Origin of the sequence: Streptomyces sporangiiformans, assembly GCF_005768555.2 — a bacterium.
In the GTDB taxonomy this organism is placed as follows: domain Bacteria; phylum Actinomycetota; class Actinomycetes; order Streptomycetales; family Streptomycetaceae; genus Streptomyces; species Streptomyces sporangiiformans.
Window position 1 is genome coordinate 14,415 of the sequence record NZ_VCHX02000344.1, and the last position, 14,195, is coordinate 28,609.

Genomic DNA, 14,195 nt, shown 5'->3' on the forward strand with positions numbered 1-14,195 from the left:
GCAACGCCACCCATCCGCCGGAGGAACCCACAATGACCGCACGCTCCACCCGTCGTACGACCGCCGCGCACACCCGGATAGCCGCGGTCGGTGCGATCGCGGTCGCAGGCTCCCTGCTGCTCACCGGCTGTGGTGACCAGACCAAGGACAAGGACTCGGAGAGCGCGAAGACCAGCTCGGCCCCGCTGGCCGACCAGCTCCCCAAGCAGGTCCGCGACGCGGGCGTCATCAAGGTCGGCTCGGACATCGCCTACGCTCCGGTCGAGTTCAAGGACGACTCGGGCAAGACGGTCGGCATCGACCCGGACCTCGCGGACGCCATGGGCAAGCAGCTGGGCGTGAAGTTCGAGTTCGAGAACGGCACCTTCGATTCGCTCCTCACCGGTCTGCGCTCGAAGCGCTACGACATCGCGATGTCGGCCATGACGGACACCAAGGACCGTCAGGAGGGTGTCGACTCCGAGACCGGCAAGAAGGTCGGCGAGGGCGTCGACTTCGTCGACTACTTCACCGCGGGCGTCTCGCTCTACACCCCGAAGGGCAAGACCCAGGGCATCAAGACCTGGGACGACCTGTGCGGCAAGAAGATCGTCGTCCAGCGCGCCACCATCTCCGAGGACCTGGCCAAGGCGCAGGCCAAGAAGTGCGGCAGCAAGAAGCTGTCCATCGAGGCCTTCGACAACGACCAGCAGGCGCAGACCCGCCTGCGCTCGGGCGGCGCGGACGTCGGCTCGTCCGACTTCCCGGTCGCCGCGTACGCGGTGAAGACCTCGGGCGGCGGCAAGGACTTCGAGATCGTGGGCGAGCAGGTCGAGGCCGCTCCGTACGGCATCGCGGTCGCCAAGTCCAACACCGAGCTGCGGGACGCGCTCAAGGCCGCCATGGACGCGATCATCAAGAACGGCGAGTACGACAAGATCATCGCGAAGTGGGGCGTCGACGCCGGCGCCGTCAAGGCAGCCACCGTCAACGGCGGCAAGTGACCGCGGCGACCAGCGGCCACTGAAAGGCAACACCCGTGACTGTTGACATCGACAAGACGGCCGGCCCGGAGGACACCCCCCCGGCCGGACCGGAGGCCATCAGGGCCATCCCGGTCCGGCACTACGGGCGGTACTTCTCCGCGGCCGTCGCGATCGCGATCCTCGTCGCGATCATCTACGCCTTCGCCCAGGGAAAGATCAACTGGGGCGCGATCCCGGACTACTTCTTCGACGACCGCATCGTCAAGGGCGTCGGCCAGACCCTGCTGCTGACCGTTCTGTCCATGCTGATCGGCATCGTCGGCGGCATCCTGCTCGCCGTGATGCGGCTGTCGAAGAACCCGGTGACCTCGTCCATCGCCTGGTTCTACATCTGGTTCTTCCGCGGCACCCCGGTCCTGGTGCAGCTCGTGGTCTGGTTCAACCTGGGCCTGGTCTTCGAGTACATCAACCTCGGCCCGATCTACAAGGACTACTGGTCCAGCTTCATGACGCCGCTGCTGACGGCGCTGCTGGGTCTGGGCCTGAACGAGGCCGCGTACATGGCGGAGATCTGCCGTGCCGGTCTGCTCTCGGTCGACGAGGGCCAGACCGAGGCCTCACACGCGCTGGGCATGAGCCACAGCAAGACGCTGCGCCGCATCGTCATCCCGCAGGCCATGCGCGTGATCGTGCCCCCCACGGGCAACGAGGTCATCAACATGCTGAAGACGACCTCGCTGGTGTCGGTGGTGCAGTTCTACGAACTCTTCCGGTACGCCCAGGACATCGGCCAGACCTCCGGCGCCCCGGTCGAGATGTACTTCCTCGCCGCCGCCTGGTACCTGATCCTCACCTCGATACTGAGCGTCGGGCAGTACTACATCGAGCGGTACTACGCGCGCGGGTCCAGCCGCACGCTCCCGGACACGCCGCTCCAGAAGATCAAGGCGAACATGCTGTCCTTGTCGAACCGTCCGGCGGCGGGAGGTGGCGCATGACCGCCATGGTCAAGGCCGAAGGCGTCCACAAGTCCTTCGGGCCCCTGCAGGTCCTCCAGGGCATCGACCTCGAGGTGAAGTCCGGCGAGGTCTTCTGCCTGATCGGCCCGTCGGGCTCCGGCAAGTCGACGTTCCTGAGGTGCATCAACCACCTCGAGAAGATCAACGCGGGGCGCCTGTACGTGGACGGGGAGCTGGTCGGCTATCGCCAGAAGGGCGACAAGCTGTACGAGCTGAAGGACAGCGAGGTCGCGGTGAAGCGCCGCGACATCGGCATGGTCTTCCAGCGTTTCAACCTGTTCCCGCACATGACGGCCCTCGAGAACATCATCGAGGCACCGGTCCAGGTCAAGGGCGTCAGCAAGGCCCAGGCACGGGAGCGCGCCGGCCAGTTGCTCGAGCGCGTGGGCCTGGCCGACAAGGCCAGGAGCTACCCGTCGCAGCTCTCCGGCGGCCAGCAGCAGCGCGTGGCGATCGCCCGCGCGCTGGCCATGGAACCGAAGCTGATGCTCTTCGACGAGCCGACCTCGGCGCTCGACCCGGAGCTGGTCGGCGACGTCCTCGACGTCATGCGCGACCTCGCCGAGTCCGGCATGACGATGATCGTCGTCACCCACGAGATGGGCTTCGCCCGTGAGGTCGGCGACAGCCTCGTCTTCATGGACGGCGGCGTGGTCGTCGAATCGGGCCACCCCCGCGACGTACTGACCAACCCTCAGCACGAGCGGACCAGGTCGTTCCTGTCCAAGGTGCTCTGACGGCACGTACGAGAAGGGGCGGTACGGGATCTCCGTACCGCCCCTTCTGCCGTGGTCGGTGGGCTGATCGGTGGACTACTTGAGCGCGAGGACCACCGCGTCCGACGGGGAGCGCCATACGGCCCGGGCCTCGGCGAAGCCCTTTTCGCGCAGCACGCGCGCGTGCCACTCGACGGAGGGGGTGTCACCGTCCGCGTGCTCCCCGTAGATCTCGAAGCGGCGGGCGGTCGGCTCGGCGAGCACCGGGTCCTGGGCGGCGAGCTGCCACCACTCGGTCCAGCCGAGGACACCGGCCGCCTTGTCCCGGTTCATGCGCTCGTGCCGCTGTGCGCGTTCCGCCGCGTTGATCTGCGGAGTGAACTCGTCGATCATGTGGTCCGCGTTCATGAACACACCGCCGTCGCGGACGAGTTCCGCGATCTGACCGTAGAGGACCGCGAGGGGTTCGCTGTGCAGCCAGTGAAGGGCGGTCGCGGTCAGGACGGCGTCGTACGAGTCGTACGGCAGCTTCGCCGGCCAGTCGGGGTCCTTGAGATCGGCTGTGACGAACGTGACCCGGTCGTCGTCCGCGAACGTGCCCTCGGCGATGGCCAGGAGCGCCGGGTCGAGGTCGACCCCGGTACTGACGGCCTCCGGGAACCGTTCGAAGAGGCGGGCCGTGATACTTCCCGTACCGCACGCGAGATCGAGTACCCGCGGTGCGGGGCCCACCAGGGCCTCGACCATGTCGAGCATGATCCGGAAGCGCTCCTCACGATCCGGGAGGTACCACTCCTGCTGCCGATCCCAGCTCTCCTGCCAGCCCCGCCAGTCGGCTCCTGTCACGGTGGTCATGAAAGCCCCTCTCCCCTCCATGGCGTAATACCCTGGAAGCACAGTCATCCATTACTCGCCCCACTCAAGACCATAGAGCGCATCCGTAAGGACTACAAGTGGAACTGGCCTATTACTCGGACTATGCCGTACGTCTCGTCAACAGCGAGGAACCGGCCCGGGACAAGGACTCGCTCACCTCGGTCGAGGCCGTACGCGACCTCTTCGGGATCAACGCGACGGTGGCCCGGCGCGCCACGGACGCCGATGTGACGCGCTTCCGCTCCGTACGAGCCCGCCTGCGCGCGGTCTTCGAGGCGGCGGACACGGGCGACGAGAGGCTTGCCGTGGACCTGCTGAACTCACTCCTCCTGGAGTTCCCGGTGAGCCCGCAGATCTCCGGACACGACACCCGTGACGACGACGGCAGCCCGCTGTGGCACATGCACCTGGCGGACCACCCCTCGAACGCGACCGCCGGCTACGCCGCGATCGCCGCGATGGGCCTGGCCTTCCACCTCACCGAGTACGGCGTGGACCGACTGGGCCTGTGCGAGGCAGCGCCGTGCCGCAACGCCTACCTCGACACCTCGACGAACCGTTCCCGGCGTTACTGCTCGGACCGCTGCGCGACCCGTGCCAACGTCGCCGCCTACCGCGCCCGCAAGCGTTTGGAGGCCGACCGGTCGGCGAACACCGGCCGCGCCGCCGAGAGCGCCCAGCGCGCGAGCGCGAACGGCGAACGCTGATCGTCCCGGCGCGGCCGGTACCGGAACCACGCCTTCCCGAGTACGAGTTCCTCGGGCACGGTCCCGTAGTCCGTACTGTCCCCGCCGGCGTACGTGTTGTCCCCGAGGACCCACCAGCCGCCCTCGCGCAGCTCCACGGCGCGCTTGACGACCAGCAGGTCCTGCTGGAACGGATGACGCAGAACGACCACGTCACCGGGCTTGACACGTGCCCCGTACTGCACTACCAGCCAGTCCCCGTGATACAGCGTGGGCACCATGGAAGGCCCGGTCACTTCGGCCACCCCGAACGACAAGACGGCCCTCCCCTGCTCGGTCTCCTGCGACAGCTCCGGCATCACCGGCACCTCCCCGGTCCAATCCTCCACCAGTCCCAGTCTCACCCCGGACTTTTGTCCTAAGCCCATGGGGGCACTCGCGAAAACCCCTCCCTCACGGAGTAATGTCCCACCTGAGAAGACGATCACGAGGAAGGACAGCTCAATGCTCTCCCGCCTGTTTGCCCCCAAGGTCAAGGTCAGCGCCCACTGCGACCTGCCCTGCGGCGTGTACGACCCTGCCCAGGCCCGCATCGAGGCGGAGTCGGTGAAGGCCGTGCAGGAGAAGATGGCCGCCAACGACGACCCGCACTTCCAGGCCCGCGCCACCGTCATCAAGGAGCAGCGCGCCGAGCTCGCCAAGCACCACGTCTCGGTCCTGTGGAGCGACTACTTCAAGCCCCCGCACTTCGAGAAGTACCCGGAGCTGCACCAGCTGGTCAACGACGCCCTCAAGGCCCTCTCCGCCGCGAAGGGTTCCACGGACCCGGCGACCGGCCAGAAGGCGCTCGACTACATCGCCCAGATCGACAAGATCTTCTGGGAGACCAAGAAGGCCTGATATTGAATCAAGCCCCTGACCTGCAATTTCTTTGCTTGCAGCGTCTCCCTGGCCGCACCCGGTCCGCAGGCCGCCGAGCATGGCGTCCTTGACGGTCCGGGTGCGGTCTCGTGTGCGGGGGCGCTGTTCTCAGCCGCGGTCCGTCACGAGGCGGCGCGCGGCAGCACCCGGGTGCGGGCGATTCCGCCGAGCCAGGCGGCGGACGGCTTGGGTGTGCGGGCGAAGGTGCTGGGGTCGACGGAGATGAGGCCGAAAGTGGGCTTGTAGGAGCCCCATTCGTAGTTGTCGAGCGCGCTCCAGTGCAGGTAGCCGCGTACGTCGAGACCGTCTTCCAGGGCGGCGGCGACCTCCTTCAGCGCTCCGGTGGTGTAGTCGATGCGGCGGGTGTCGTCCTCGGTGGCGATGCCGTTCTCGGTGACGATCAGGGGGACGTCGCCGACCAGGCTTGCCGTGTGGCGCAGCGCGTGTCCCAGCGCCTGCGGGTAGTACTCCCAGCCGGTGAGGGTGAGTTCGGCGTCGGTGGGTGCCGGGACGGGGCCGTCGGGGGTGATCCTCGTGCGGGTGTAGGACTGGACGCCGATCCAGTCGTCGTCACGTGCGGCTTCGATGAAGACGTCTTCGCGGGGGTGACGGTAGGCGGCGGTCGCGGCTTCCGCGCCGGGCAGGGCCTGGTAGACCTGGTTGGCGATGGACCAGCCGACCTGGATGTCGGAGGAGATCGCCCCGACGGCGTCGACCGCGCGGTGGTGGGCCTGGATCAGGGCGTCGGTGGTCGCCTTGTCGGGAAGCGGAAGCCCGGCGGCCGGGGGTGCTTCGCTGCCCAGTTCACGGATGGCGCCGGCGACCGCGATCATGTTGGGCTCGTTGATGGTGCACACATGTCGTACGCCGGTGCCGATGACCGGCGCGGTCGCCCGCACATAGCGCTCGAACAGGTAGGCCGCGCCCTCCGCCGTCCAGCCGCCCCGCTCGGCGAACCAGCGCGGCACGGTGAAGTGGTGCAGGGTGACCATGGGCCGCAGACCGCGTTCGAGGGCGCCCTCGACCATGCGCCGGTAGTGGGCGAGCTCGGCCCGGGAGTAGTGGCCGGGGGCGGGCTCGATACGGGCCCATTCGATGCTGAAGCGGTAGTCGGTGAAGCCGAGTTCGGCGAGCAGGTCCATGTCCTCGCGCCACCGGTGGTAGCTGTCGGCGGCGTCGAGGCTCGGCTCCGCGACAGAACCGCCCTCGTGTTCCATCTGCCACCAGTCGCTGTTGACGTTGTTGCCCTCGATCTGGTGGGCGGCGGTGGACGCTCCCCACAGGAAGCCGTCGGGGAGGCGAAGACCGTCGGCGGTGCCGTTCATGGCTGGGCCTTTCCGGAGTGGTGCGTGGGCGTCGGGGTCGGTCGGCGAGGTGGTGTGAGCTCCCGCTCGTCAGCGGGGTGACGGGCCGGGCCAGATGGCTGAGGCATCGTCACGGTCGGGATCGGGCAGCCGGATCGGGCGGACCGGGACGGCGCGTTCGCGTCCGATGGCGCCTTCGCCTTCTTCCGCGACGGCCGTCCAGGGGGCGGGGTGGCCGGAGTAGCTCAGGGTGGACAGGACGAAGACGCCGTCGGCGTAGACCTCGACGTACTCCCCGATGGTGAGAATGCGCAGGGTGGCGGCGGGTTCCGTCAGGACCGTCTCGCCGAGCCGGATTCCGTCGAGACCGGTGGCCCAGAGGTTCTTGCCGTCACAGCCGACGGCGAGGGCGGGGCGGTCGCCGCCGGGGGAATCGGCGCGCAGGGTGATCTCGACACGGCCGGTGATGCCGATGTCGCCGACCGCGTGCGGGGTGGGGTGGTCGGTCTCCTCGCCGAGCCAGGTGTTCAGGCCGGGCCACCATTCCAGGCGGGGCGCCGCATCCGTGGGGGTGACGAGGAGTTTCGGCTGGGCGAGCATGCCGCGGCAGCGGTCGCCGGTGTCGGTCAGGCCGACGCGGCGGGGAGTGGTGTGCAGAACGACGCGCGCGCCGTCGGGGGCGGCGATGACGCGCGGGGCGTAGGAGCCGGTCGGCCCGAGGGGACCCCGGCGGGTCCAGGGGCCGCGCAGTCGGGGCGCGGTCCATGCCTCGAAGCCGCGGGTCTGGCCGATGGACCCGAGCAGCAACCAGCTGCCGTCGTCGAGGCGTTCCAGGACCGGGCACTCCAACTCGTCCACGTCGCCGGGTGAGATCAGCGGCGGATGGACGGTCCAGTGCTCCAGATCGTCGGAGGTGGCCAGTGCGACGCAGCCGCTGACCTCGACCGGGAGGGAGGCGTCGCTGGCGCAGACGACCATGACCCAGCCGTCCGATGCGTCGTCGCGCACGACGAACGGGTCGCGCCAGCCCATGCGTTCACCGGTGCGGTACCAGCGCGGGTCCGCCTCGACCACCGGCCGGGTGCCGTGGCGGCGCCAGCCGGTGCCGTCCGTGCGGTCCGAGTACGCCAGTCCGACCGACTGGACCGGCCAGCCGCCCGGCGTGAGACCGCAGACGCCCGTGTAGAACATCGCCATCCCGGGGCGGCCGCGGAAGTCGCCGTGCCGGAACGGATGCATGGTCCACACCGCCTGCTCGTCGAAGCGGCCGGGCAGTCCGTTGCCGAAGGCGGTGCCCTGCGGCTGCCACCGCACCAGGTCGGTGGAGGTCGCCCGGCCGTACGAGGTCTCCATCCGCAGGTGGTCGAACTCGGCCGTCCACGGACCCTGGAGATGCAACACCACGTAGGTGCCGTCCTCGTCGCGCAGGAGGGCGAAGTCGTTCAGGCACAAGCCGGGCGGGGCGTATCGCATGCACAGTTCCTGTCGGCTCACAGCGCCCAAGCGCGTGCGCTGACGCTTGATAACAAAAGGATCTCCTGAGAATCCGCCCCAGTAAATATGAACGCAAACGCTTGCGCAACAAGGAGGGCGGGTTTACGGTCGCGTCACTCACCGATCACACCGACGTGAAAATCGAGGGGGAGTTGAGCTGTGACGGTCAGCATCACCGATGTCGCCCGCGCCGCCGGAGTCTCGGCGTCCACCGTGTCCCGCGCGCTGCGCGGCAGGCCGGGCGTATCCGAGGAGGTGCGGGCTCAGATCACGGCCGTCGCCGCGCAGTTGGGATACACCGCATCGCGGTCCGCCTCGAGCCTGGCCAGCGGGCGCACCTTCACCATCGGCGTGGTCGTCCCGTACGTGGGTCGCTGGTTCTTCGGCACCGTGCTGGACGCGGCCGAGCAGGTGTTCAGCGCCGCCGGGTACGACGTGCTGCTGTACAACCTGGGTTCGCCGGAGGCACGCAAGCGTTTCTTCACCAAGCTGCCGGTCCGCAAGCGCGTGGACGCGGTGCTCTCGCTGCTCATCCCGGACGAGGAGGAGTCGGCCGCGCTGCGCTCCCTGGGGGTGCCGCTGGCCACCACGGTCGGCGGGGCCCGGCCCGGCTTCACCGTCGTCGGCATCGACGACCGGGCCGGCACCGAGAGCGCCGTACGGCATCTGGTGAACCTCGGCCACCGCCGCATCGGCATGATCAGCGGAGCCAGCGGGCCGCTGCACTGGACCACCCCCATCGAGCGGCGCAACGCCTACCTGGACGTCCTGGCCGACGCCGGAATCGAGCACGATCCGGCTCTGGAGGCGGACGGCGACTACACCGTCGAGGGCGGTGAGCGGGCCATGACCGAACTGCTGGCCGTCTCCCGCCCGCCGACCGCCGTGTACGCGCAGTCCGACGAGATGGCGATGGGCGCCCTGCGCGCCCTGCGCCGCCACCGGCTCAGGGTCCCGGACCACGTGTCGGTCGTCGGCTTCGACGACCACGAACTCGCCGATGTGGTCGGCCTGACCACCGTCGCCCAGCCGGTCGCCGACCAGGGCGCCGAGGCCGCCCGGCTGTTGCTGCGTCAGCTGGACGAACCCGGCGCCGAACCACCCACGGAGCAGGTGCAGATGCCCATCCGTCTCGTCCTGCGCGAGACGACCGCCCCTCCCAGACCGCGCGGACCGCAGTAACCCGCACCCCTCGAGCCCCACTCCCCGCGCCCAGACAGCACGTCAGCACTGCAAACCCTCGCCACAGCACGGAAGGCACAGCCCATGAGTTCGACCAGCAGAAATGTCCGCCGCACAGCCAGCACGGGACTGGCCCTCGTCCTGCCCCTGGCGGCGCTGGCCGCCTGTGGCGGGGGCGGCAGCACCGACACCTCCGCCGAGGCGGGCAGCGGCAAGGGCACCATCAGCGTCTGGGCCCACCAGGGCCAGAAGAGCGAGGACACCGCGATACAGAACGCGGTGAAGTCCTTCAACTCCTCGCAGAAGGACATCAAGGTCGAGCTGAAGCTGATCCCCGGCAACGACTACACCAAGACCATCACGACGACGGACGCCTCGGAGCTGCCGGACGTGATGGAGTTCGACGGGCCGACCATGGCGAACTTCGTCTACAACCAGAAGCTCGCCCCGATCGACGACTACGTCTCCGCCAAGACCCTGAGCAACGCCACCGACGCCATCAAGGCGCAGGGCGAGATCGACGGCAAGCACTACGGTCTGGGCCAGTACGACTCGGGCCTGGGCGTCTACGGCAACAAGAAGCTGCTGGACGCGGCCGGCGTGAAGTACCCGACGAGCGTGGACGACGCCTGGACGGCGGACGAGTTCACCGCCGCGCTCAAGGCGCTGAAGGGCAAGGACTCCGACGGCAAGGTCCTCGACATTCAGGAGAACAACGGGCTCACCACCGAGTGGGGCACCTACGGCTTCTCCCCCATCGTCTGGTCGGCCGGCGGGTCGCTCCTCAAGGACGGCAAGGCGAAAGGCGCAATCGACTCACCGGAAACCGTGTCGGCCCTGAAGACCTTCCAGTCCTGGAAGTCCGACGTCGACCCGAACACCGACGGCAACGCCTTCGCCAAGGGCCGCGTCCCACTCAGCTGGGTCGGCCACTGGATGTACCCCGCCTACAGCGAGGCCCTCGGTGACGACCTCGTCGTCCTGCCGCAGCCCGACTTCGGCAACGGCCCCAAGACCGGCCAGGGCTCCTGGGCCTGGGGCATCGGCGCCGACTCCAAGAACGCCAAGGCCGCCGGCACGTTCCTGGACACTCTCCTCAACGACGAGAACGTCGCCGCGATGACGACGGCCAACGGCGCCCCGCCCGCCACCAAGTCCGCGCTCGCCGCGAGCGACCTCTACAAGCAGGGCGGCCCGCTCCAGCTGTTCTCCGACCAGCTCGCCAAGCCCTGCGGCGACACCGACATCGCCAAGTCCTGCGTCGCCGTGACCCGTCCGCTGACCGCCGGATACCCCACCGTCACCGCGAAGTTCGCCGAGGCCCTCAACTCGGTCTACGGCGGCGCCGACCCGAAGGACGCCCTGTCCAAGGCCGCCAAGGCCATCGACCAGGACTTCTCCGACAACGCCGGCTACGAGATCCCGTAGGACCCCATCGGCCGGGGCGGGCCGCGCACGTCGCGCCCGCCCCGCCGGGAACAGGACCCACCGTCACCTTCTCGGCCGTGAAGCGACCGAGCTTGTGCGCTCAGCCGTCCACACCTCGTCGCGCTCCCGACTGCCCCCTACGGCAGGACGGATGGGGGCACCCCCGGACGGAGTCTGGGGGAAGGTCGCATCCACCGCATGACGACCGGACCACCATGCGGTGCGGGACCGGTGACAAGGCCACACGCCAGGAGAGTCCTGGCGACATCGATCCGGTCAACACCCCGTACAACCGTCTCCCCGGCCAGGCCGGTTCGTGCCTTCAAGGGCTCACGGAACGACCGAGCCATCGTAGCGAGACGCTGGAAGGAACAAGGTGAAATCCGTCGAACCCGCGCACGCCGCGCCCCATGCCCGGGAGCAGGACCCACCCGTGACCTCCGTCGAACCAGCGCGCCCGGCGCGCTCTGTGCGCAAGAACCGCGACTGGTTGCACGGACTGCTCATGTCCGCGCCCTCCGTCGTCGGACTCATCGCCTTCGTCGGCATTCCGTTCGGCTACGCCGTCGTCCTCTCCTTCTACAACGTCCGCCTCGGCTCCCCCCTGGAACCGACCTGGTTCGGGATCGAGCACTACCGGCGGCTGTTCACCGACCCCGATCTGTCCGGCCCGTTCCTCAGGGCCCTGCTCAACAACCTGACCTTCGCCGCGGTCGTCGTACCCGTGCAGACCGGTCTGGCGCTCGGCCTTGCGATCCTGCTCAACCGCAAGCTCAAGGCGATCGGTCTGTTCCGGTCCCTGTTCTTCATGCCGGTCGTCTTCCCGATGGCGCTGGTCGCCGTGATCTGGCGCCTCATCCTCGCCCGCAGCGATCAGGGCATGCTCAACTCCGCGCTGGATGCGGTGAGCTTCGGCAACTGGGGCGCCTTCGACTGGCTCGGCGACTCCGCCACCGCGATGGTCTCGATCATCATCCTCTCCATCTGGCAGGGCGTCGGCTTCCAGATGGTCATCCTGCTCGCCGGGCTCCAGCAGATACCCGGTGAGCTCTACGAGGCCGCCGAGCTCGACCGCGCCTCCCGCTGGCAGCAGTTCCGCCATGTCACCCTGCCCGGCATCCGCGGCACCCTCGTGTTCGTCGCCATGCTCACCTCGGTGCTCTCCTTCCGCGTCTTCGACCAGGTCTACGTCCTCGTCAAAGGCGGCGGCCTCAACGAGGACGCGGCCCGCACCGTGATGTACCAGGCGGTCACCACCGCCTTCGACCAGAACAACATCGGCCAGGCGTCCGCGATCACCGTCGTCTTCTTCCTGATCGTCGTCGTCCTGACCCTCATCCAGCGCCGCGTCGTCCGGCCCGACAACGAGGACTGACCATGAGCATGAACACGGGCCTCACCCGCACTCCCCTGCGCCGCTTCCTCGACTACGCCGTCCTGTCCGTCCTGGCGTTCGTCTTCGCGCTGCCCGCCATCTACCTGCTCATCGGCAGCCTCAAGCCGTCCGACGAAGTCCTGAACGGTCTGGCCGGCTTCCTGCCCACCAACCTGTCGCTGGACAACTACACGGCCGTCCTCGACAGCCTCAACTCCGAGAGCACCGGCTACTTCTGGCGCTTCATGGGCATCTCGCTGCTGCTGGCCTTCGTGGTGGTGACGGGCGGTCTCTTCGTCAACTCGATGGCCGCGTACGGGCTTTCACGGCTGAAGTGGCGCGGCCAGAACGCCGTCTTCACGCTGATCCTGCTGCTGATGCTGATCCCGTTCGAGTCGGTGGCGGTCCCGCTCTTCTACATGTTCAACGACCAGCGGAACACGCTGCCCATCCTGGCGCTCCCGTTCATCGCCAACGCCTTCTCGGTCTACCAGTTCCACACGTTCTTCCGCACGATCCCGCCGAGCATCGAGGAAGCCGCCCGTATCGACGGCGCGGGCCCCTGGCGCACCTTCTTCGCCATCATCGTCCCGATGTCGAAGCCGGCCTTCGCCTCCGTGGCGATCCTGACCTTCCTCATCCAGTGGGGCTCGTTCCTCTGGCCGGTCCTGATGGTCTCCGATCCGGCGGTACGACCGCTGCCGCTGGAGATGAGCGTGTTCCAGGCCCAACTGCCCCCGGACTGGGGTCAGATCCTCGCCTTCGGCGTGCTTCTGGTCCTGCCCGTGCTGGTCGTCTTCGTCTTCTTCCAGCGCTGGTTCGTCCAGGGCGTCGCCAGCTCCGCCGTCAAGGGCTGAGGGGCCCGTCCTGTCAGTGGGCCATGGGATGCTGATGAGGTGACCCCGGAAGACCTGGTCCGGCTGCGCAGAGCGCGAGACCGGATGGACCGTGAGTACGCCGAGCCGCTGGACGTGTCCGCGCTCGCGCGCACGGCGCTGATGTCGCCGGGGCACTTCCAGCGCAGCTTTCGTGCCGCGTTCGGCGAGACGCCGTACGGCTATCTCATGACGCGCCGGATCGAGCGGGCGAAGGCGCTGCTGCGCCGGGGCGATCTCACGGTCACGGAGGTCTGCCTCGCGGTGGGGTGTACGTCACTGGGATCGTTCAGCTCCCGCTTCACCGAGCTGGTCGGCGAGACGCCGAGCGCGTACCGGGCGCGGACGCACGAGCAGGGGGCGGCGATCCCGGCGTGCGTGGCGAAGAGGTACACGCGACCGGTGCGCGGCCGGGAGGCCAAGCCCTTAGCCTGAGGCCATGGACCTCAAGCTCTCCCAGTGCTTCATCTCGGTGGACGACCACGACAAGGCGCTCACCTTCTACTGCGACGTCCTGGGCCTTGAAGTACGGGGCGATGTCCGTTTCGAGGGAATGCGCTGGGTCACCGTCGGCTCGCCGCTCCAGCCGGACGTGGAGATCGTGCTGGAGCCGCCGCTGGCGGACCCGAACGCCTTGGAGTCCGACCGGCGCGCCATCACCGAACTGATGGCCAAGGGCATGCTCCGGGGGGTCATCTTCGCCACCCAGGACTGCGACGCGATGTACGAGCGCCTGCGCGACACGGGCGCCGAGATCGTCCAGGAGCCGACGGACCAGCCGTACGGAGTCCGCGACTGCGCCGTGCGCGATCCCTCTGGCAACCTGCTGCGCATCACGGAACGCAAGGGCTCCTGACCGGGCGACCGCGGTCGTCCGTCCCACCCGTCTTGCTCGCTCACACGTCGCCCGCGCCGTCGAGGATCGGCCGGATGACGACCGGGTAGTTCTTCAGCCCCTCGGGGCCGGGGCACTGGGCGACGCGTGCGGCGATCTCCGTGACCCGCTCCAGGCTCTCGCACTCCAGGAGCCAGTAGCCGGCGAGCACTTCCTTCGTCTCGCCGTACGGCCCGTCGGTGATCACGGCCTCGCCGTCCGGGCCCAGGGTGACCAAGCGGGTCTGCGCGGGTTCCGCCAGACCATTGCCGTCGAGCATCTCCCCGGACTCGGAGAGGTCGTTGTTGATCGCGCCCATGTGCTCGTACATGGCCCGCAGCTCCTGCTCGCTCCAGGCCGGGGCGTCCGGGGAAGCCTTGCCCCGCATGCCCTCGTAGTCCGCCTGCGTGCCCTGAATCATCACGAGGTACTTCATGATCCGCTCCTTCGGCTCGGGCATGCGGGCTCATGGAAACGCTC

At 68.5% G+C, this 14,195-nt stretch carries 16 protein-coding genes; 11 read left to right on the forward strand and 5 right to left on the reverse strand.

Going from position 1 to position 14,195, the window contains the following annotated elements; all coding sequences use genetic code 11:
• Positions 1-32 precede the first annotated feature (32 nt).
• The 3 genes from FGD71_RS44210 to FGD71_RS44220 are packed head-to-tail and all read left to right on the forward strand — an operon-like array spanning position 33 to position 2,721.
• The gene (locus FGD71_RS44210; RefSeq protein WP_119106260.1) at positions 33-983 is read left to right on the forward strand and encodes an ABC transporter substrate-binding protein; all 951 of its coding nucleotides are present in this window, start codon (positions 33-35) and stop codon (positions 981-983) included.
• 35 nt (positions 984-1,018) lie between these two features.
• Positions 1,019-1,963: an amino acid ABC transporter permease gene (locus FGD71_RS44215; RefSeq protein ID WP_119106261.1), complete on the forward strand. Its 945-nt coding sequence runs from the start codon at positions 1,019-1,021 to the stop codon at positions 1,961-1,963.
• Positions 1,960-2,721, forward strand: coding sequence for an amino acid ABC transporter ATP-binding protein (locus FGD71_RS44220; protein WP_119106262.1), 762 nt, complete (start codon positions 1,960-1,962; stop codon positions 2,719-2,721). Before FGD71_RS44215 ends, FGD71_RS44220 begins: the two co-directional genes overlap by 4 nt.
• A gap of 75 nt (positions 2,722-2,796) precedes the next feature.
• Here the strand turns inward: FGD71_RS44220 and FGD71_RS44225 are convergent, their stop codons facing one another.
• Positions 2,797-3,555, reverse strand: coding sequence for a class I SAM-dependent methyltransferase (locus FGD71_RS44225; protein WP_119106263.1), 759 nt, complete (start codon positions 3,553-3,555; stop codon positions 2,797-2,799).
• 98 nt (positions 3,556-3,653) lie between these two features.
• Between FGD71_RS44225 and FGD71_RS44230 the strand changes: the two genes are divergently transcribed.
• Positions 3,654-4,283: a CGNR zinc finger domain-containing protein gene (locus FGD71_RS44230; RefSeq protein ID WP_119106264.1), complete on the forward strand. Its 630-nt coding sequence runs from the start codon at positions 3,654-3,656 to the stop codon at positions 4,281-4,283.
• Here FGD71_RS44230 and sodX read toward each other — a convergent pair.
• Positions 4,187-4,621, reverse strand: coding sequence for a nickel-type superoxide dismutase maturation protease (sodX, locus tag FGD71_RS44235; protein ID WP_119106265.1), 435 nt, complete (start codon positions 4,619-4,621; stop codon positions 4,187-4,189). The two genes, FGD71_RS44230 and sodX, sit on opposite strands and share 97 nt — an antisense overlap.
• Positions 4,622-4,766: 145 nt before the next feature.
• Here sodX and sodN point away from each other — a divergent pair, with 145 nt between their 5' ends.
• Positions 4,767-5,162 (forward strand): superoxide dismutase, Ni, encoded by a 396-nt coding sequence (gene sodN, locus FGD71_RS44240; protein ID WP_007491258.1) that lies wholly within the window; start codon positions 4,767-4,769, stop codon positions 5,160-5,162.
• 143 nt (positions 5,163-5,305) lie between these two features.
• Here sodN and FGD71_RS44245 read toward each other — a convergent pair whose 3' ends face one another.
• Positions 5,306-6,508, reverse strand: coding sequence for a glycoside hydrolase family 1 protein (locus FGD71_RS44245; RefSeq protein ID WP_119106266.1), 1,203 nt, complete (start codon positions 6,506-6,508; stop codon positions 5,306-5,308).
• A 69-nt stretch (positions 6,509-6,577) separates the two neighbouring features.
• Positions 6,578-7,960 carry a glycoside hydrolase family protein gene (locus FGD71_RS44250; protein ID WP_119106267.1) on the reverse strand — a complete coding sequence of 461 codons (1,383 nt, stop codon included), beginning with the start codon at positions 7,958-7,960 and terminating at the stop codon, positions 6,578-6,580.
• Between the two features lie 180 nt (positions 7,961-8,140).
• Between FGD71_RS44250 and FGD71_RS44255 the strand changes: the two genes are divergently transcribed.
• The 6 genes from FGD71_RS44255 to FGD71_RS44280 all read left to right on the forward strand — a co-directional run bounded on the left by FGD71_RS44255 (position 8,141) and on the right by FGD71_RS44280 (position 13,697).
• Positions 8,141-9,163, forward strand: coding sequence for a LacI family DNA-binding transcriptional regulator (locus FGD71_RS44255; protein WP_119106268.1), 1,023 nt, complete (start codon positions 8,141-8,143; stop codon positions 9,161-9,163).
• 84 nt (positions 9,164-9,247) lie between these two features.
• Positions 9,248-10,591 (forward strand): ABC transporter substrate-binding protein, encoded by a 1,344-nt coding sequence (locus tag FGD71_RS44260; RefSeq protein WP_119106269.1) that lies wholly within the window; start codon positions 9,248-9,250, stop codon positions 10,589-10,591.
• 376 nt (positions 10,592-10,967) lie between these two features.
• Complete coding sequence (locus tag FGD71_RS44265) at positions 10,968-11,966, forward strand: carbohydrate ABC transporter permease (RefSeq protein ID WP_119106270.1); 999 nt, start codon at positions 10,968-10,970, stop codon at positions 11,964-11,966.
• Positions 11,967-11,968: 2 nt separating this feature from the next.
• On the forward strand, positions 11,969-12,823 hold the full coding sequence (locus FGD71_RS44270; RefSeq protein ID WP_119106271.1) for a carbohydrate ABC transporter permease: 855 nt from the start codon (positions 11,969-11,971) through the stop codon (positions 12,821-12,823).
• A 39-nt stretch (positions 12,824-12,862) separates the two neighbouring features.
• A complete protein-coding gene (locus FGD71_RS44275; RefSeq protein WP_119106272.1) occupies positions 12,863-13,276 on the forward strand; it encodes a helix-turn-helix transcriptional regulator in 414 nt (137 codons plus the stop codon).
• Positions 13,277-13,280: 4 nt separating this feature from the next.
• Positions 13,281-13,697, forward strand: a complete 417-nt coding sequence (locus FGD71_RS44280) for a VOC family protein (protein ID WP_119106273.1) — start codon at positions 13,281-13,283, stop codon at positions 13,695-13,697.
• A gap of 40 nt (positions 13,698-13,737) precedes the next feature.
• Here FGD71_RS44280 and FGD71_RS44285 read toward each other — a convergent pair whose 3' ends face one another.
• Positions 13,738-14,151, reverse strand: coding sequence for a YciI family protein (locus tag FGD71_RS44285; protein WP_119106295.1), 414 nt, complete (start codon positions 14,149-14,151; stop codon positions 13,738-13,740).
• Positions 14,152-14,195 lie beyond the last annotated feature (44 nt).

Bases quoted from the DNA above. Each gene is read 5' to 3' on its own strand.
- sodN (WP_007491258.1), top strand. From the start codon at position 4,767: ATGCTCTCCCGCCTGTTTGCCCCCAAGGTCAAGGTCAGCGCCCACTGC.
- FGD71_RS44285 (WP_119106295.1), bottom strand. From the start codon at position 14,151: ATGAAGTACCTCGTGATGATTCAGGGCACGCAGGCGGACTACGAGGGC.
- FGD71_RS44280 (WP_119106273.1), top strand. From the start codon at position 13,281: ATGGACCTCAAGCTCTCCCAGTGCTTCATCTCGGTGGACGACCACGAC.
- FGD71_RS44250 (WP_119106267.1), bottom strand. From the start codon at position 7,960: ATGCGATACGCCCCGCCCGGCTTGTGCCTGAACGACTTCGCCCTCCTG.
- FGD71_RS44260 (WP_119106269.1), top strand. From the start codon at position 9,248: ATGAGTTCGACCAGCAGAAATGTCCGCCGCACAGCCAGCACGGGACTG.
- FGD71_RS44245 (WP_119106266.1), bottom strand. From the start codon at position 6,508: ATGAACGGCACCGCCGACGGTCTTCGCCTCCCCGACGGCTTCCTGTGG.
- FGD71_RS44210 (WP_119106260.1), top strand. From the start codon at position 33: ATGACCGCACGCTCCACCCGTCGTACGACCGCCGCGCACACCCGGATA.
- FGD71_RS44270 (WP_119106271.1), top strand. From the start codon at position 11,969: ATGAGCATGAACACGGGCCTCACCCGCACTCCCCTGCGCCGCTTCCTC.
- FGD71_RS44225 (WP_119106263.1), bottom strand. From the start codon at position 3,555: ATGACCACCGTGACAGGAGCCGACTGGCGGGGCTGGCAGGAGAGCTGG.
- sodX (WP_119106265.1), bottom strand. From the start codon at position 4,621: ATGCCGGAGCTGTCGCAGGAGACCGAGCAGGGGAGGGCCGTCTTGTCG.
- FGD71_RS44220 (WP_119106262.1), top strand. From the start codon at position 1,960: ATGACCGCCATGGTCAAGGCCGAAGGCGTCCACAAGTCCTTCGGGCCC.